This window comes from Pseudomonas sp. MTM4 (genome assembly GCF_019355055.1).
GTDB lineage: Bacteria > Pseudomonadota > Gammaproteobacteria > Pseudomonadales > Pseudomonadaceae > Stutzerimonas.
The window spans coordinates 4329306-4346784 of record NZ_CP048411.1 but is presented as its reverse complement, the minus strand read 5'-3'; the positions used below and the strand labels follow the sequence as shown (position 1 = coordinate 4346784).

At 61.2% G+C, this 17479-nt stretch carries 18 protein-coding genes; 6 read left to right on the top strand and 12 right to left on the bottom strand.

The features are described from left to right. Nucleotides 1-29: 29 nt before the first annotated feature. Both GYM54_RS20015 and GYM54_RS20010 read right to left on the bottom strand, forming a co-directional pair. Nucleotides 30-569 carry a YaeQ family protein gene (locus GYM54_RS20015; RefSeq protein WP_131648068.1) on the bottom strand — a complete coding sequence of 180 codons (540 nt, stop codon included), beginning with the start codon at nucleotides 567-569 and terminating at the stop codon, nucleotides 30-32. 314 nt (nucleotides 570-883) lie between these two features. Then, nucleotides 884-2023 (bottom strand): GGDEF domain-containing protein, encoded by a 1140-nt coding sequence (locus GYM54_RS20010; RefSeq protein ID WP_181101604.1) that lies wholly within the window; start codon nucleotides 2021-2023, stop codon nucleotides 884-886. A 213-nt stretch (nucleotides 2024-2236) separates the two neighbouring features. On the opposite strand from GYM54_RS20010, the gene GYM54_RS20005 reads away from it, so the two are divergent. Together GYM54_RS20005 and bfr are read left to right on the top strand one after the other, a co-directional pair. Continuing rightward, nucleotides 2237-2455: a bacterioferritin-associated ferredoxin gene (locus GYM54_RS20005; RefSeq protein ID WP_131648066.1), complete on the top strand. Its 219-nt coding sequence runs from the start codon at nucleotides 2237-2239 to the stop codon at nucleotides 2453-2455. A gap of 197 nt (nucleotides 2456-2652) precedes the next feature. Further along, on the top strand, nucleotides 2653-3123 hold the full coding sequence (gene bfr / locus GYM54_RS20000) for a bacterioferritin (protein WP_197445443.1): 471 nt from the start codon (nucleotides 2653-2655) through the stop codon (nucleotides 3121-3123). A gap of 167 nt (nucleotides 3124-3290) precedes the next feature. Here the strand turns inward: bfr and grxD are convergent, their stop codons facing one another. Next, entirely contained in the window at nucleotides 3291-3617 is a 327-nt protein-coding gene (grxD, locus tag GYM54_RS19995) for a Grx4 family monothiol glutaredoxin (protein WP_131648064.1), read from the bottom strand. Between the two features lie 272 nt (nucleotides 3618-3889). Between grxD and argF the strand changes: the two genes are divergently transcribed. Then, the gene (argF, locus tag GYM54_RS19990; RefSeq protein ID WP_197445444.1) at nucleotides 3890-4810 is read left to right on the top strand and encodes an ornithine carbamoyltransferase; all 921 of its coding nucleotides are present in this window, start codon (nucleotides 3890-3892) and stop codon (nucleotides 4808-4810) included. Then, nucleotides 4807-5916 carry an ABC transporter ATP-binding protein gene (locus GYM54_RS19985; protein WP_197445445.1) on the top strand — a complete coding sequence of 370 codons (1110 nt, stop codon included), beginning with the start codon at nucleotides 4807-4809 and terminating at the stop codon, nucleotides 5914-5916. Before argF ends, GYM54_RS19985 begins: the two co-directional genes overlap by 4 nt. Before the next feature lie 16 nt (nucleotides 5917-5932). Here GYM54_RS19985 and tadA read toward each other — a convergent pair whose 3' ends face one another. Together tadA and GYM54_RS19975 are read right to left on the bottom strand one after the other, a co-directional pair. Beyond that, the gene (gene tadA, locus GYM54_RS19980) at nucleotides 5933-6448 is read right to left on the bottom strand and encodes a tRNA adenosine(34) deaminase TadA (RefSeq protein WP_197445446.1); all 516 of its coding nucleotides are present in this window, start codon (nucleotides 6446-6448) and stop codon (nucleotides 5933-5935) included. 142 nt (nucleotides 6449-6590) lie between these two features. After that, nucleotides 6591-7961, bottom strand: a complete 1371-nt coding sequence (locus tag GYM54_RS19975; protein ID WP_197445447.1) for a multicopper oxidase family protein — start codon at nucleotides 7959-7961, stop codon at nucleotides 6591-6593. 188 nt (nucleotides 7962-8149) lie between these two features. Here GYM54_RS19975 and GYM54_RS19970 point away from each other — a divergent pair, with 188 nt between their 5' ends. Then, nucleotides 8150-8647: a plastocyanin/azurin family copper-binding protein gene (locus GYM54_RS19970; protein ID WP_197445448.1), complete on the top strand. Its 498-nt coding sequence runs from the start codon at nucleotides 8150-8152 to the stop codon at nucleotides 8645-8647. A gap of 81 nt (nucleotides 8648-8728) precedes the next feature. Here GYM54_RS19970 and GYM54_RS19965 read toward each other — a convergent pair whose 3' ends face one another. From GYM54_RS19965 to GYM54_RS19945, 5 genes are all read right to left on the bottom strand, one after another. Beyond that, nucleotides 8729-10915: a xanthine dehydrogenase family protein molybdopterin-binding subunit gene (locus GYM54_RS19965; RefSeq protein WP_197445449.1), complete on the bottom strand. Its 2187-nt coding sequence runs from the start codon at nucleotides 10913-10915 to the stop codon at nucleotides 8729-8731. A gap of 1 nt (nucleotide 10916) precedes the next feature. Further along, the gene (locus GYM54_RS19960) at nucleotides 10917-11396 is read right to left on the bottom strand and encodes a (2Fe-2S)-binding protein (RefSeq protein ID WP_181101618.1); all 480 of its coding nucleotides are present in this window, start codon (nucleotides 11394-11396) and stop codon (nucleotides 10917-10919) included. Between the two features lie 54 nt (nucleotides 11397-11450). Next, on the bottom strand, nucleotides 11451-12470 hold the full coding sequence (locus tag GYM54_RS19955; protein WP_197445450.1) for an XdhC family protein: 1020 nt from the start codon (nucleotides 12468-12470) through the stop codon (nucleotides 11451-11453). 12 nt (nucleotides 12471-12482) lie between these two features. Continuing rightward, nucleotides 12483-13052: an NTP transferase domain-containing protein gene (locus GYM54_RS19950; RefSeq protein ID WP_131648050.1), complete on the bottom strand. Its 570-nt coding sequence runs from the start codon at nucleotides 13050-13052 to the stop codon at nucleotides 12483-12485. A gap of 149 nt (nucleotides 13053-13201) precedes the next feature. Further along, a complete protein-coding gene (locus tag GYM54_RS19945; RefSeq protein WP_181102020.1) occupies nucleotides 13202-14323 on the bottom strand; it encodes an MFS transporter in 1122 nt (373 codons plus the stop codon). A 257-nt stretch (nucleotides 14324-14580) separates the two neighbouring features. Between GYM54_RS19945 and GYM54_RS19940 the strand changes: the two genes are divergently transcribed. After that, nucleotides 14581-15471, top strand: a complete 891-nt coding sequence (locus tag GYM54_RS19940) for a LysR family transcriptional regulator (RefSeq protein ID WP_181101620.1) — start codon at nucleotides 14581-14583, stop codon at nucleotides 15469-15471. A 147-nt stretch (nucleotides 15472-15618) separates the two neighbouring features. On the opposite strand, the gene GYM54_RS19935 is transcribed toward GYM54_RS19940, so the two are convergent. Both GYM54_RS19935 and GYM54_RS19930 read right to left on the bottom strand, forming a co-directional pair. After that, complete coding sequence (locus GYM54_RS19935; protein ID WP_181101622.1) at nucleotides 15619-16554, bottom strand: pyridoxal-phosphate dependent enzyme; 936 nt, start codon at nucleotides 16552-16554, stop codon at nucleotides 15619-15621. A 92-nt stretch (nucleotides 16555-16646) separates the two neighbouring features. Further along, nucleotides 16647-17471 (bottom strand): AraC family transcriptional regulator, encoded by an 825-nt coding sequence (locus GYM54_RS19930; protein WP_197445452.1) that lies wholly within the window; start codon nucleotides 17469-17471, stop codon nucleotides 16647-16649. Nucleotides 17472-17479: the final 8 nt, after the last annotated feature.

The window sequence follows — 17479 nt, the reverse complement described above, 5'->3', positions numbered from 1 at the left end:
CGGTCAACAAATCGAAGGGACAGGAGAACTCAACGCTCGCCGAGCAGCCATTGCAGGGAAACTTCGAACTGGCCGCGCTCGTCGGTGATGAACAGCGTGCCGTCACTGATCATCACGCCCCACTGAATACTGCGCGGCAGATCCTTGACCAGCTCGGCGAGACTGTCCGACTCGATGGCGGCGATGGACAGGTTCTTCAACCCTTTCACCGCATCGACCACCTTGCCCTGCCAGACTCGCAGGTTGCCGTAGGCCACCAGGCTGACACGCTCGGCACGCCGGGAGCACCAGGTCAGGCGTTCGGCATCCGGCTGGCCGACTTCAATCCAGTGCAACACGCGGCCATCCAGGCTCTTTTCCCATAGCGCCGGCTCGTCCACATCGGAAAGCCCTCGGCCGAAGGCCAGCTGCTCGCCGTACCACAGCGCATAGGCGATCAGCCGGATACCCAGGCGCTCCTCGGTTTCGGACGGATGGCGCGCCACGGTGAAGCGCAGGTTTTCGTAAACGCCGCGATCGAGATCGGTCAGGTTGAGTTCGACCTTATAGGGAGTCGCTTGCAGGGCCATGGGAGCGTCACCTGGAAAAAGGGGCGCAGTCTAGCAAACCGCGGCGGCAGGCTGCTGGCTTAACAGGCCGTTGAAAACGTAGGCGAGGCAGGCAAGACAAGGCGCAACGACCAACGGGAGTAACAGCCGCAGGCTGGCCCGAAGGGTGAGCGTAGCGAATCAGACAGGCGAGAGACACGGAGTCTAGTGGTCTAGGTGAGCAATACCCACTTCGTTCGCCCTCCGGGCCGCGCTAAAGCGCGTTAGCCGCAAGCGGCTCGCCGAGCCTGTTTTTAACGCAGTACTGCCAACGCAGGTAGTTTTTCAGCGGCCTGTTAAATGGCCACCCGGACACAATTACGCCCCGCCGCCTTGGCCTCATAAAGGGCCCGATCTGCTTCGCCCATTAGGCGGTCCAGGCTGTAGCCGGCACGCGCCGTATCACTCACGCCAATGCTGACACTAAGGATGCCGGACTGACTGAATGGCAGGTTGGCGAACTCGCTGCGGATGCGCTCGGCCACGTCGCGGGCGACCCGGGCATCGGCATCCGCCAGCAGGCAGGCGAATTCTTCACCGCCTATTCGTCCGAAGACATCCTGCCGGCGCATGCGCGACTTCATCACCTGACAAAAGCTGATCAGCGCATGGTCGCCGGCCTTGTGGCCAAAGGTGTCATTGAGGCGCTTGAACTGATCCAGGTCGCAGAGCAGCAACATCACCTGCTGTCCAGAGTCGCGACAACGCAGCAACAGCCGCTCGCCATGCTCGACGAAGGCCCGCCGATTGCCGACTCCAGTCAACGGATCGCTGAGCGACGCCTGGCGGTACTCCAACTCGGCTCGCTCGCGCACCATAGCCAAGGTCACGAAGGCGATGCCCACTGCGTAGAGCATGGTTTCGAAGATCACCAGAGCGAAGAAGTTGAACTGCCCGGACGCCTCGAAGGGACGGCCATGATCGAATGGGATGCGCAAGGTATAGACCGCGATATGCATCGCCATCAGCACCAGGGCCGGGTGCAGGGAAACCTGGATCACCTGCCGGCTACGCCACAGTTCCGCCATGGCCAGGCCTATATAAATGATGGTGAACAGCGACAGCGTAGCGATCCGCAACCGCAGCGCATCCGCATCGAAGAAGGCCGGAAACAGACAGAGACCCGCCCAGATCAGTGGAGCAGCAACGATCCCTTGCCAGTGCGGCTCGCGACCGGCGAACACGCGCATTGCCGTCCAGTTGAAGGCCAGCGCCAACACCAGCAGCGAGTTACCCAAGACGATAGGCATCCAGTCGATGCCCATGTTGCGCAGCGCGCCCAGCGCCGTGGAGACGACACCGAGAAAAAGCGTCAGGCAGAGATAACCGAGCGTCGGCTCGCGACGGCCGCTACGCCAGGCCAGGAACATCAAAAGCGCCACCAGCAGCATCACATAGATGTCGGCGACGATGAGGGTTGGGACGCTTAACTGCATGCTGGCACCGGCCTAGCGCCCACCCGGTCGATCGACCCGGATTCTAAAGCGCGAAGAACTTCGCAATTTTAGCGACTCGCCATGCCAATGTCCTGCAATCGGGGAGGCGAAAGCTGACCGTTTGGGTGAAAAACCGCTCGGCCGAGATGCTTTGACAATCATTCTCATTCTGTTTAGCATCGCCGACATCAAACAGGCTCAACGGGTATTTTTATGTACGTCTGTCTTTGCCAAGGTGTAACCGACGGTCAGATCCGTGACGCTATCTATGAAGGTTGCTGCAGCTATCGTGAAGTGCGTGAAGCTACGGGCGTAGCGACTCAATGCGGGAAATGCGCCTGCGTCGCCAAGCAGGTCGTCCGCGAGACCTTGAGCGATATCCAGAGCGCCAACGCCCCCCTCGCCTATCCGGTCGGCTTCGCACCCGCCTGATACAAAATAGTTTTCCCGAGCCGGGCACATGCCCGGCTTTTTTCTGCCTGCAAATCAAGACGTTGCCATCGAGTCGCGGAACAGACTTATTCTTATTCCGGTTTACCCTTTAACATTCAATGACTTAGGTTTGACAGGACCTATCTTCGTGGCCAGACTGCGCGCAATACGCACATGATTCGACGCAGGACACCGACATGAAAGGCGACAAGCTAGTCATCCAGCACCTGAACAAAATTCTCGGCAACGAACTGGTCGCTATCAACCAGTATTTTTTGCATGCCCGCATGTACGAAGACTGGGGTCTGGGCAAGCTCGGCAAGCACGAGTACGAAGAATCCATCGACGAGATGAAGCATGCGGACAAGCTGATCAAGCGCATCCTCTTTCTAGAAGGCCTGCCCAACCTGCAGGACCTGGGCAAGCTGCTGATCGGCGAAAATACCCGTGAAATGCTCGATTGCGACCTCAAGCTGGAACAGGGCGGCGTGCAAGATCTCAAGGTCGCCATCGCTTACTGCGAAAGTGTCGGAGACTACGGTAGCCGCGAATTGCTTGAAGACATCCTTGAGTCAGAGGAAGAGCACATCGACTGGCTGGAAACCCAGCTGAGCCTGATCGACAAGGTCGGTATGGAAAATTACCTGCAGTCTCAAATGGACAAGTAACCATCCTTCTGCTGTAAAAACGGGAGCCATCGGCTCCCGTTTTCGTTTTTGGTGCGAGCCACGATGAGCGCGTCCGGTGGCGGATACCGAAGCTTCCAGCGCCTCGAAATACAGAGTAGCAGCCACAAAAAACCCGCCGTTTGGCGGGTTTTGACAACGCGTCGCGATCAGGCGCCGGCTTTTTCCACAGCCTGCTTGATCAGCGGCTGCAGCTCACCTTTCTCGAACATTTCCAGAATGATGTCGCTACCACCGACCAGCTCGCCATCGACCCACAGCTGCGGGAAGGTCGGCCAGTTGGCGTACTTCGGCAAGTTAGCGCGAATCTCTGGATTCTGCAGGATGTCGACGTAAGCGAACTTCTCGCCGCAGCCCATAACGGCCTGTGTCGCGCGGGCGGAAAAGCCGCACTGCGGCGCGTTGGGCGAGCCTTTCATGTACAGCAGCACCGGGTTCTTTTCGATCTGCTCTTTGATGGTTTCGATGATATCCATGGGGCACCTCGGCTAGTCACGGTTGGCGCGCATTGTACAGAACAGCGCCATAAAAGCCGAGTCGCGGGCTCGGCTTTTATCCCCAATCGCTTGCGACCGCTCGCTTGTAGCCCGTATTTCTGGCGCGCCCAGGCCGATTTGCGCCCGCGAAGGCTTTCTGGATAAGATCGCGCCTTTCCCGTTTCGTCGCTTCCCGTGCGACCCCTGTCGTAGGCCTTCTCTTTTCCGTAGAAAACTCTCCGGCCTCGACTGCGGCAATAAAGGTAGTTGATATGAGCGCAAGACACTTTCTCTCACTGATGGACTGCACGCCCCAGGAGCTACTCGGCCTGGTCCGTCGCGGCATCGAGCTGAAGGATCTGCGCCAGCGCGGCATTCTGTTCGAGCCGCTGAAAAACCGCGTCTTGGGGATGATCTTCGAGAAGGCCTCGACACGGACCCGATTGTCCTTCGAGGCCGGCATGATTCAACTCGGCGGCCAGGCGATCTTTCTTTCACCGCGCGATACGCAGCTGGGTCGCGGCGAACCGGTCAGCGATTCGGCCATCGTCATGTCCAGCATGCTCGATGCTGTGATGATTCGCACCTTCGCCCATGCCACGCTCACCGAGTTCGCCGCTCACTCATCGGTACCGGTCATCAACGGGCTGTCCGACGATCTGCATCCCTGCCAGTTACTGGCCGATATGCAGACCTTCCACGAACACCGCGGCAGCATCGCCGGCAAGACGGTAGCCTGGATCGGCGACGGCAATAATATGTGCAACTCTTATATGGAAGCGGCCATCCAGTTCGATTTCCAACTGCGTATCGCCTGCCCGGAAGGCTACGAGCCTGAAGCCGAGCTGCTGGCACGGGCCGGTGATCGCGTCCAGCTGGTCCGCGATCCACGTGAGGCCGCCGCAGGCGCTCATCTGATCAGTACCGATGTCTGGGCTTCGATGGGACAGGAAGACGAAGTGGCCGCCCGTATCGCCACCTTCCGCCCCTATCAGGTCAACCGTGCCTTGCTCGACGTCGCCGCCGACGACGTACTGTTCATGCACTGCCTGCCCGCCCATCGTGGCGAAGAAATCAGCCACGACCTGCTCGACGACCCTCGCTCGGTAGCTTGGAACCAGGCCGAGAATCGCTTGCACGCCCAGAAGGCGCTGCTTGAATTCCTTGTCGAGCCGGCCTTTCACCACGCATGAGTTCACAACCGCTCCTGCACCTTCGCAATCTTGACTGCGGCTATGGCGGCCAGAGCGTCGTGCAGAGCCTCAACCTGCATCTCAATCGCGGTGATATCGGTTGCCTGCTCGGGCCATCCGGCTGCGGCAAGACCACGACACTACGCGCTATCGCCGGCTTCGAGCACGTCAACGAAGGCGAGATCCAGCTGGGCGACGCCGTCATTTCGCGGCAAGGCTTCACGCTCGCGCCGGAAAAACGCCGGATCGGCATGGTGTTCCAGGATTACGCTCTGTTCCCGCACCTGACCGTTGCCGAGAACATCGCGTTCGGCATCCGCAAGCATCCACACCACACACGTATCGTTCGCGAAATGCTCGATCTGGTGCATCTGGCACCGCTCGGCCAGCGCTATCCGCATGAGCTGTCCGGTGGCCAGCAGCAGCGCGTCGCCTTGGCCCGCGCACTCGCACCCGAGCCGGAGCTGTTGCTACTCGACGAACCCTTTTCCAACCTCGACGGCGACCTGCGGCGTCGTCTGAGTCATGAGGTGCGAGAGATCCTCAAAGCTCGCGGCACCAGCGCCATCCTCGTCACGCACGACCAGGAAGAAGCCTTCGCGGTCAGCGACCAGGTCGGGGTATTCAAGGATGGTCGCCTGGAACAGTGGGACACACCGTACAACCTTTATCACGAGCCGCTGACGCCCTTCGTTGCGAGCTTTATCGGCCAGGGTTATTTCATTCGTGGTCAACTGATCGATCCCGAAACGGTACAGACCGAACTCGGCGTCATTCGCGGCAACCGCGCCTACACCATGCCGGCCGGCAGCTCCGTGGATGTCCTGCTGCGCCCGGATGACATCGTTTATTCGCCACAAAGTGCGCTCAAGGCACTCATCGTCGGTAAGACCTTCCTCGGCGCCTCGACCCTGTATCGCCTGCAATTGCCGACCGGCAATCAGCTCGAAGGCATCTTTCCCAGCCATGCCGATTACTCGACCGGGCAGGAAGTCGGTATCGGCATCGCTGCCGATCACTTGGTGGTGTTTCCCGCGCAGGGCAGTATCGCTGCTCATGAAAAGCTGCCGGAAGCAGGCGTGCGCCGGTACAGCAGCGGCATTTGACCCTCAGGCGCGCCGATCAACCGTCCAGCGACTTCACAGCCTCTCCACCACGCGTCTTGAGGCGGCGCATCCGGAAGAAGTCGCTCAGCGCTTCACTGCACTGCTCCGCCATCACGCCACCTTCGACCAGCACTCGATGGTTGAGAAAATCCTGAGAAAAGAACTGGCCGCGACTGATCGCTACGCCAGCCTTGGGCTCCGTGGCGCCATACACCACGCGCTGAATGCGCGAATGCACGATCAGTCCGGCGCACATGCTGCAGGGCTCCAGCGTCACGTACAGCGTACTGCCTGACAGACGATAGTTCTGTACCTGTAACGCCGCGTCGCGGATCGCCACCATCTCGGCGTGAGCACTGGGATCGTGCCGGGATATCGGACAGTTGAAACCCCGCCCGATGACCTGCCCGTCCTGCACCAGCACCGCGCCCACCGGCACCTCGCCCAGAGCAGCGCCCTGTGCTGCCAGCGCAAGCGCCTCGCGCATGAAAAGCTCGTCGCGTGAGCGGTCAATGATTTGTGGTTTTTTCATAGTTCAGGCTTCAGGCTTCAGGCTTCAGGCTTCAGGCTTCAGGCTTCAGGCTTCAGGCTTCAGGCTTCAGGCTGATCAGCGTGCGGCCAGCGTCAGATGACAGTCAAACATTTAGCACCTGGCTGTCGCCTATATCCTGCGCCTATACCACCTCGATTGCCGCCATCAGCCCCGTCTCCATATGGTCAATCACATGGCAGTGGAACATCCAGACGCCCGGATTATCGGCCACCAGCGCGACGCGGGCGGTTTCGTTCTTGCCCAACAGGTAGGTGTCGGTGAACCAGGGTTCGATCTTCTTACGATTGGATGAGATGACCTTGAAGGTCATGCCGTGCAGATGGATCGGGTGCTGATATTGGCTGAGATTGCGTAATTCGAGGATGTAATGGCCGTTGCGTTTCAGGCTCGCAATGGGCCGATCCGCACATGTCTTGTCATTGATGTCCCAGGCCTGGCCGTTGACCTGCCAGAAGGTGAACGCATCGCCCTGTCCTGCATCGCTGGATAGCGTACCGGCCCACTCGAAATTGAAGCGCAGGGTTTCGGCCTGTTGCAGGTCCGGCTCGGCAATCGGGTTGGGCGGAAGCGGAGCGGGCCACTCTCCCTCGATCTCGCCAGTACTGATTGATGCGAGAGTCGCCAGCCGCAGAGGCCCGTTGCGCAGCGAAAGCTGCTCTCCTGCAGGCGGTACCTTCAACGCCAGGTCGACGCGCATGCCCGGCCCCAGCCAATAATCCTTGCCGAACGGACGCGGCTTGATCGGATTGCCATCGAGCGCATAGATACGTGCCTCGCCACCGGAGAGATTCAGTCGATAGGTCAGGGTGTTATCGAGGTTGAGAATGCGCAAGCGCACCACCTGCCCGGCGGGTAGTTCAAGCGTCGGCGCATGCTCGCCATTGACGCTCGAGAGTACGCCCGGTGTGCCGCCGCGGGCGGCTTCGCGCGGTACGCTGAAATCAGTGAAGGCGCCCTGCTTGTCCACATGCCAGCTCTTCAGGCTCAAGGTGCGCTCATGGCGAAAACCACTCGGTTCGCGCTCCTCGACGATCAGCGGCCCAACCAGCCCGCGCCCCAGCTGCTCGGCGCTGGTGGTATGAGGGTGGTACCAAAAGCTGCCTGCATCATGCACCTGAAACAGATAGTCGAACGACTCGCCCGGTAGAACGGGCAACTGCGACACATAGGGAACCCCATCCATGTTCAAAGGCAGACGGATGCCGTGCCAATGGATAGTAGTCGGCTCCGGCAACTGATTGATGAAGCGCACTCGCAGCCAATCACCCTGTCGCGCGCGCAACTCAAAGCCCGGCGCCTGCCCGCCGTAAGCCCAGGCGGGCGTGGTATGGCCAGGTACCAGTTCGACATCCAGCGGCGCGGCGATCAGTTCGTAATCGTGCGTGGTGACCTCGGCAGGTCGCCCCAGCCAATAGCGGGCACCACCGGCACCGAGGCCGACCACGCCGAGACCGGCCAAGCCGGCAAGGATTTGTCTGCGGGTGAAGGACATGAGTTGCCACGTCTGCAAAAAAGATGAGAGATTTTCTCACTTGCTAGCCGAATCCGCGAGCCGAGTTTCCATACGGCCGTCGCTTGCGGCGCGACATGATGTCCCGTCCAGCGCTTGGGGATTCATTGCGAGCCCTGGGGCGCTATGCTGTCGCGCTTGATCGACCAACATTCCTACGAGGCGTTTTCATGCGTTACCGATCTTTGAGTGGACTGCTGTTTTCTCTCCTGCTCGGCAGCCTGCCTGCCCTATCCCAGGCCGACGGCAGCCATGCTCACGGCCACGATCACTCGACACCTGACCGGCCCGAACACACATCGACCGGGCATGCCGGCGATCCGGCACGCATCAGCCGTACGGTAGATGTCAGCATGGATGACCGGATGCGTTTCGAGCCCGCGCACCTGGCGGTCGAGGCCGGCGAGACTGTGCGCTTTCGGGTAAAAAACAATGGTCAGCTGCCGCATGAGATGGTCATCGGCACGCTCGCCGAACTGCAGGCGCATGCCGAACAGATGCGCACCATGCCGGACATGCCCCACGACGAACCCAACGCCGTCGCGCTAGAAGCCGGTCAGCAGGGCGACCTGCTGTGGCATTTCAGCCAGCCCGCTACGCTGGACTTCGCCTGCCTGATTGCCGGCCACCTCGAAGCGGGGATGAAAGGGAGCATTAGCGTTCAGTAATACCCTGGTCGTCCGTCACCCTTGCCGTACCGGCTCCTCGAGGCTCAATCTGCGGCGATCTCAATGCGGAGGAACAGCCTTTTATGCCAATCCGATACCGCTTGAGGAGAGAGGCAGCTTGCGGACGCGCTGGCCTGTAGCGTTGTGAACGGCATTGAGCAACGCAGGGGTGATGAGCACCGTGGAAATCTCGCCGATACCGGTAGGCGCTTCGGTACTGGGCAGGATATGCGTCTCCATCACCGGGGTTTCGTTCATGCGCAGCACGCGGTAATCATGGAAGTTGGATTGCTCGATGCGCCCGCCCTTGATCGTGATGTTGCCGAACAGCGCTGCAGACAGGCCGAACAGGGTTCCACCCTGCACCTGTGCTTCCACGGTCGCTGGCGATACCACTCGACCGCAATCGACCACCGTGACCACGCGCTCGGTGCGCACCTTGCCTTCGGAATCGAGACTGACTTCCACGACCTGCGCGGCATAAGTCTGGAACGCGAAGGTCAGCGCTATGCCGCGTCCACGCCCATCCGGCAGAGGGCTGTCCCAGCCGGCCTTTTCAGCCACCGCTTCCAGCACCCGCAACGCACGGGGATGGGCCTGGAGCAACGGCTTGCGGTAGGCAATCGCATCCTCACCCGCCGCCTGCGCCAGCTCGTCGATAAAGCACTCCACCGGAATGGCGTTCTGCATATGCCCCACGCCGCGCCACCAACTGGTCAGCAGCCCCTCGGGTGGCTCTTGGCGTACGAACTGAACCAGCAGGTTGGGAAATTCATAAGGGCCTGCCGCATCACGGATAGCGTCGACATCAATGCCATCGGTAAAGGCACCAGGCGCGAAGCGGGCCATGATCGATGAGCCGGTAACGCGGTGATGCCAGGCCAGCGGACGCCCCTGCTCGTCGAGCGTGGCGCTCAGGCGGTTGTAGTGGTAGGGCCGATAGGCGCTGTGCTGCATATCTTCCTCGCGGCTCCAGATCACCTTGATCGGGCCGTCGACTTCACGGGCGATACGCACCGCCTGGATCACATAGTCGACCTCAAGCCGCCGCCCGAAACCACCACCCAGATACTGGTTATGTACTTGCACCTTCTCCACGGGCAGGCCCGCCACTTGCGCAGCCGCCGCCTGCGCGCGTGTCGGCACCTGGGTGCCCAGCCAGATTTCACAATTTTGAGGGCCTAAACGCACGGTGCAGTTCATCGGCTCCATCGTGGCATGAGCCAGCAATGGCTGCTGGTAGACCGCCTCGAAGGAGCGGTGCCCCTTGGCCTCGGCGGCAGCACGTACCTGCGCCACATCGCCCTCCTGACGAGCCGTCACCCCTTCCTGCCGCGATGCCGCCGCCAGCTCGTCCAGCATGGTCTGGGTCGAATAATCACCGGCTGGCCCCTCTTCCCACTGCACCTGGGCCGCGGCCAAGCCTTTTTGGGCAGCGGCCATGTGATCGGCCACGATGGCCACCACATCATCGAGCCGTACTACTTGGCGCACGCCGCGCACGACCAGCGCCTTGTCCTGTTCCAGACTTTTCACCCGCCCGCCGAAGAATGGGCTAGAGGCTACCGTGACCACGCGCAGCCCCGGCAGTTTGACGTCTATCCCGAATTGCGCACTGCCATCGACCTTTGCCGGGCCGTCCAGTCGCTTCAGGTCGCTGCCGATCAGGCGGAACTGTTTTGGGTCTTTAAGGGCTATCTGCTCGGGCACCGGCAACTTGGCTGCTTCTGCGGCCAGCGCGCCGTAACGCAATTGCCTGCCGGTGGGTTCATGCACGACGCTGCCGTCTCGGGCAATGCAGGCCTCCACCGGCACGCCCCAGGCGTTTGCCGCAGCGGCCACCAGCATCATGCGGGCGGCGGCGCCGGCCTCACGCATCGGCAACCAGGCCGTGCGTACCGAATCGGAGCCGCCGGTGATCTGCTGCCCGCCTGGAGCGGGGGCGTAGAGCAGATCGTCAGCCGCCGCATGCTCTAGGTGCACATTGGCTGGGTCGACTTCCAGTTCTTCGGCAATCAGCATCGACAGCGATGTGTAGGTGCCCTGGCCCATCTCGACACGGGGCATCACCAGGGTCACGGTGTTATCGGTGTCGATGCGCACAAAGGCGTTGAAGGTGGCGTTGGCCGGGCTGGTTGTCTCCAGAGCCTTGGCAATCGCCAACGGCACTTCGACGCTCAGCAGCAACGCGCCGCCCACGCCCGCCGCCTTGAGAAAAGTACGCCGCGACAGGCCCGCCGGACCGGGAAGAGAAGTGTCCTTGCGCATCTCACGCCTCCTTTGCATTGACTTGAACGAGGCGTGACGCCTGCTTGACCGCCGTATGGATCCGCTCGTAGGTTCCACAGCGACAGATATTGCCGGCCATGCCGTTGCGAATCTGCTCATCAGTTGGCGAAGGGGTCTGCGCCAGTAACGCCGCTGCCGACATTATCTGCCCAGGCTGGCAATAGCCACACTGCACCACGTCCACGTCCAGCCAGGCTTGCTGGAGCGCCTGCCCCTCCTCCGATGCGGTCACGCCCTCGATCGTCGTGATGGTTTTGCCAACAGCGTCTTCGACCGGCGTGACGCAGGAGCGAATGGCCGCGCCGTCCACATGCACGGTACAAGCCCCGCACAGCGCCGCGCCGCAGCCATATTTGGTCCCTGTCAGGCCCAGCACGTCACGCAGCACCCACAACAAGGGCGTATCGCTGTCGACGTCGGCACTATGCTGCTTTCCGTTGATCGTGAGAGTGAAGCTCATGGTTTGTCCCTACAAAATGAAAGTCGAATCAAGGCCGGCTGCCGCCATGCACCTTTATGTCTCTAACTGGGCATCAATCCGCAATTTTGCATTGGCCACGGAGAGGGTCCGTGGCAGCTCGACGCCATTCTTCACCGCCAGTACCTCGGCCATCACGCTCACCGCGATCTCGGCGGGCGTCTTGCTGCCGATGTAGATGCCGACGGGTGCATGCAGATGCGCCAGGGATTGCTCGGTCTCGCCGAAGTGCTCGATGAAGCGCTGCCTGCGGCTGTCGGTATTGCGCCGCGAGCCAATGGCCCCGACATAGAAGGCCGGGCTGTGCAGCGCCGCCAGCAGGGCCAGGTCGTCGAGTTTGGGGTCGTGACTCAGTGCCACGATGCAGGTACGCGTATCCGGCTGCAGCGCCCGCACCGCATCGTCGGGCATTTGCCTGTCGAGCTGTACTCCTGGCACGGACCAACTGCCCAGGTATTCCTCACGCGGATCGCAAACCGTCACCGCGAAATCATTGAACAACGCCATCGTGGCCAGGTATTCGGCCAGCGCGCCGGCACCGATCAGCAGCATGCGGTATTGCGGCCCCAGGGTGCAGATCAGGCTAGTGCCATCGAAATGCAGCGCCTCGGGCGCCGTCACCGGTGTCAACGTCACCGCGCCGGTCGCACAATCGACCTTGCGTTGGACGAGGGTTCCAGCCTCCAGCTGCCGTACCAGCGCATCGAGCCTGGCCAGATCGGGAACACTTTCCAGCAACAATTCCAGCGTACCGCCACAGGGCAATCCGAAGCGATGCGCCTCGTCCGCCGTGACGCCGTAGCGCTCCAGCCTGGGTGTGCTCCATGGAATTTCGCCCTCACCGAAAGCGCGCGTATAGCGGTGAATCAGATCGTCCTCGATACAGCCGCCGGAAACCGAGCCTACGCAGCGACCATCCTCTCGCATCGCCATCATCGAGCCCACCGGGCGCGGCGACGAGCCCCAGGTTCGGACCACCGTCACAAGCATCAGCCGCTGCCCGGCGGCGCACCAGTCGCGTGCGGTGCGCAGCACTTGGACATCAATACTTTCCATACAGATTTCCCATCAATGATTGCCTGTGGCGAGCAGTTTTTCGGCCCACGCCAGATCGTCCAGTGTGTCGATATCGGTGACGATGCCCGGATCATCCAGGTGCAGTATCTGCGCCGTTCCGGCCTGCCGATGCGCACGTACCACGGCAGCGGCGCCCCTATCGCCACAGAGCGTGCTCAACGCAGCAAAGCATTCTTGGTCGAACCCGACCGGATGCCCCTGTTGCTGCTGATACAGCGGCAATACCACAGCATGCGTCGCCAGTTCCCGAGCCACCTGCAGCAGGCTGTTCACATCAAGCAACGGCAGGTCGCCAGGCAGGATAAGCCAGCCAGCGGCATCGGCTGTCGCCCGAACCCCGCGCGCGATGGAGTCGCCCATTCCCGCAACCTCTGAGGCTTCGCCCTCTTCAGGTCGCACCAGATGCCAGGGCAGACCCGACAATGCAACGGTACACAGCACCCGCTGCAACACCGGCACGCCCCCCAGCGGCGCATCGAGCTTGTGCGTCGTCCCGCCGGATTGCACAAAACGCTCGCCTCGCCCGGCGGCCAATACGATCACGGTGGGTAGCTGTTGCATAAGCACATTCCCTACTCCGCCGAACGCAGACTCATCGTTATGCACGCAATGCTCCCAGCTGACGCACTCTCATGGCCAAGCCTCACGTGCAAAACTGAACCCAGGCCTGCATCTTTGTTTATGAGTGATCGCCGCATCCTACTCACCGCTCACGAACGCGAAATCAGCAACGTCAGGAACGCTGCGATCAACAGCAGCACGGCGCTCGCCACGAAGGTACTCTGGTAGCCGCTCATGTCGAACAGCAGGCCGCCCACGGTCGAACCCAGCGCGATGGACAGTTGAATCACCGCAACCATGAGGCCACCGCCGGCTTCGGCGTCCTTGGGAAAGGTCATGGGGACCCAGGCCCACCAACCCACCGGCGCTGCCGTGGCGATCAGCCCCCAGAACCCCAACAGCGCCACGGCGGCAGCTGTCCAGTTGCCAAAGACGACCAAGGCTATAGCAATGGCGGCCATCAACAGCGGTATGCCGATTAACGTCGGGTAAAAACCGCGCCTGAGTACCGCACTGATGAGAGTGGTACCGATAAAGCCCGCGATGCCCATCACCAGCAGAATCAACGACAGCGTACCCACGTCCACTTGCGTCACTGTTTCCAGAAACGGTCTCACATAGGTGAACAGGGTGAACTGCCCCATAAAGAAGCAGCCGACCGCCAACATGCCGATGACCACGACCCGCCTGCGCAGCAGAGCAAGCGCGCTGAAAGCATGGGTCGAACCGGCTGGGCGCGCCTCGACCGACATGGAGGGCAGGCTGAACCATTGCCAGACCAGGGCAATCAGCGCCACCGGCACCAGGCAGAAAAAAGCGCCACGCCAGCCGATGATCGACCCCAGGTAGGCACCCAGCGGCGCGGCTAGGACCATCGCCAGCGCGTTACCGCTGTTGAATATAGCCAGTGCACGAGGTACCTCACTGGCTGGCACCAACCGCATGGCGGTGGCTGCCGACATCGACCAGAACCCGCCGACGACGATGCCGATCAACGCACGGCCCACCATATAGGTGAAATAGTTCGGTGCCAGCCCGATGATCGCACCGGATAGCCCCATCACCCCAGTCAGCACCAGCAGCAACGCCTTGCGGTTCATGCTGCCGGCCAGCACGGAAATGAACAGGCTGGTCACCACGGCGAAGGCACCGGAAATCGCGATGCCCTGCCCGGCCATGCCCTCGGTTATGTGCAGCTCGCTGGCAATGGGCGTCAGCAGGCTGACGGGCATGAACTCCGAGGCGATCAGCGCGAACACGCACAAGGTCATGGCGAATACGCCACCCCAGGAAGCCGGTTGATTTTCTGAGTCGCCCTGATGCTGCGTGTTGCCTGCAGAGGCGTCGGATGTATTGGAAGCCATGAAGTTCTCTTGCTGTCCTGCTGCGTATGGGAACGCGTCAGGTACAGAAGGTTTGGAAGGATTCAGGTGTCAAATTCTTACCTAAATGAGTCACCCTTACTATCTAATGGATTCTTAATGAGCATATAAGCGCCACTAATCAATGCCCCGCGAGTACTGCCGCCATGATGAAACGAAACCTCAATGATCTGCTGTCATTCGTGACCGTGGCCCGTGAAGGCAGTTTCACCCGTGCCGCCGCGGTGCTCGGCGTCACCCAGTCAGCGCTGAGCCAGGCCATCAGCGGTCTTGAAACCCGACTGGAGATACGGCTGCTCACCCGCACCACACGCAGCGTCTCACCGACGGTGGCGGGCGAGCGCCTGCTGCAGGCCATCGGTCATCGTTTCGATGAGATCGAGGCGGAATTGGATGACCTGACGGAACTGCGCGACAAGCCCGCCGGCACGGTGCGCATCACCTGTGGCGATCACGTCCTGCGCACCACGCTGCTACCCAAGCTCACGCCCCTGCTGCTCGACTATCCGGATATCAAGGTGGAGTTCGATGTGAGCTATGGCTTCCGTGACATCGCGGCGGATCGTTTCGATGCCGGCGTGCGCCTGGGTGAGGCCATCGACAAGGACATGATCGCCGTCCCCATCGGACCCAAGCTGCGTATGGCTGCCGTGGCTTCACCGGCTTATCTCGCCAGTCATCCCAGGCCCAAGAGCCCGCGTGATCTGGTGAATCACAATTGCATCAACATGCGCAGGCAGTCTTCGGGCGGGCTGTATGTCTGGGAATTCGAGCGGCGCGGCCAACAACTGAATGTGCGCGTGGGTGGACAACTGGTTTTCAACACCTCACCCATTATGGTGGATGCCGCCCTGGCGGGGCTGGGCATTGCCTTTCTGCCGGAGGAGGAGTTCATCCCACACCTCGAAGAGGGCCGGCTCATACGGGTACTGGAAGACTGGTGCGAACCGTTCGACGGCTACTACCTCTACTACCCAAGCCGTAGGCAACCATCGCCGGCTTTTTCCTTGGTTGTCGATGCGTTGCGCATCACCTGAGCTGCGGAATCGAAGCGCCGCTGAGGTTCGCTGGCAGGCGATAGGCCGCGTACCCGAAGCTCACTCGCCCAGCGCAGCGCGAGCAGACACTTACTCAACCCGTGAATGGACCAGCTACAAAACGAAGAACTCCGGCTTGGGATGGGCTCAGCCAGCGCTGGCCTCGCGATTCACTTGCAACTTATCTCGCAACTGCTCTGCGCTTGTACCGATACCTCCACACACAATCACCACGACGCGGCGCGCCTGCGGAAAGCAATCCTTCACCCTGGACAAGCTGGCGATCGACACGCCACAGGCGGGCTCCGTCAGCAGGCGATGTGCGTCCAGCAGGTCTGCGCTGCCTTGAAACGCTTCGCTATCCGATAAAACCAGGCTTTTGATGGATAGTTCACTGGTCAACTCAACGGAGCGCTTACACACCATTCTCGCGCCCAGGGAAGTTGCACGACTGTGAATGGCCGGAATCTCAACCGGGTAGCGATGCTTCAGCGCAGCCGCATACGAGGCTGCACCCTCGGTCTCGGCTGCCAGGATGCTGACGTCATCCCAGCCCGCTCGCAGCAACCCTTCGCCCACTCCAGCCAGCAGTCCGCCGCCCCCGACAGAGCAAATGATCACGTCGGGTTTGGCGCACTGCTTCGTGAGCTCATCGATCATCGAGGCATGCCCTTCCCACAAAAGTGGATGATCGAACGGATGGATGAACACCGCGCCCGTACCAAGGAGTGACTGGGCATGGGCGTTTGCCTCCTGCCAGGAGCTGCCGTGAACGATAACCCTGGCGTCCTCGCTTTGGATCAGCTCCTTGGCTTTCAGCGTGGTGGTTTCGGGGACCACCACCGTGACCCCTACCCCCAGCTGTCGCCCCGCATAGGCGACTGCGTAACCTGCATTACCGCCGGAAGAGGAAATAAAGTGCGTAGCGCCGCTGCGCAGCAAGGTTTCGCAGGCGTGCCCGACACCCCGTAGTTTGAAGGAGCCACTTGGCTGCACACTTTCAATCTTGAGCATTACCTCCAGCCCTGCCATTCGGGAGAGCGCGGTTGAGTAGATGGTTGGCGTCACTACATGCATTGGCATTGAAGTCTTCCTTTGTTATTACGGCCCGCTGACGGAGCAGGCCAGATAAAGGCACGCGAGGCACGTCCGATGCTGGTACCTCCAGGCCTTGGTCACTGCGGATGACTGGCTTTCCACTGCCGGGGTGATTGCCCCGATTGCGCCTTGAACGCGCGTGAGAGTGCGGCTTCGCTGCCATAGCCAACTTCGGTCGCGATCACCTTCAAGGAACGTCCGCGCCGCAAGGCCTTCTGGGCCAGTCGCACGCGCCAACCTTGCAGATACTGCCCAGGCGTAGTGCCGACCGTCTCGCGGAACGCCGTGGCGAACACGCTGCGCGACATGCCGGCAACGTTCGCCAGCTCGTCCAGCGTCCACTCCTGCGCCGGCGCTTCGTGCATCGCCACCAGCGCGTTGCGCAAGCGCGGATGCGACAACCCGGACAGCAGCCCTCCGTGCACTTCGCCGCTTTCCATCAGCTGGCGCAACACCTGAATCATCACCACCTCGAACAGACGCTCGACCAACGCGACGCGCCCGCAGCGCTGCTGGAAGGCCTCTTCGAACAGTAACCCCAGCACCGGTTCGGCGCCGTCAATGGCTGCCAGCGGCAGGCAGACGACATCCGGCAGTGCTAATGCAATGGGATTGCCTGCGCCGCTATCGAATGACAGGTTGGCGCAAACCATGTCCGCACCGCGCTCGGGGTCGGTGACGAAGCGATGCGTCAACGGCCGCGGGAACAGCAACAGGCTCGGTCGTTCGACCTGCAGCTGTTCCCTGCCGTACCACACTTCCACCGCACCGCTGCGCACCAGGTGCAACTGTCCATGTACGCCATCGCTTTGCAGCGTGTTGATGCCGCACAGTGCACCCGCATTGAACACCTGCGCGCTCACCGGAAAATGCGTAATCAGTGCTGCAAGTCGATCAACCATATTCGTCC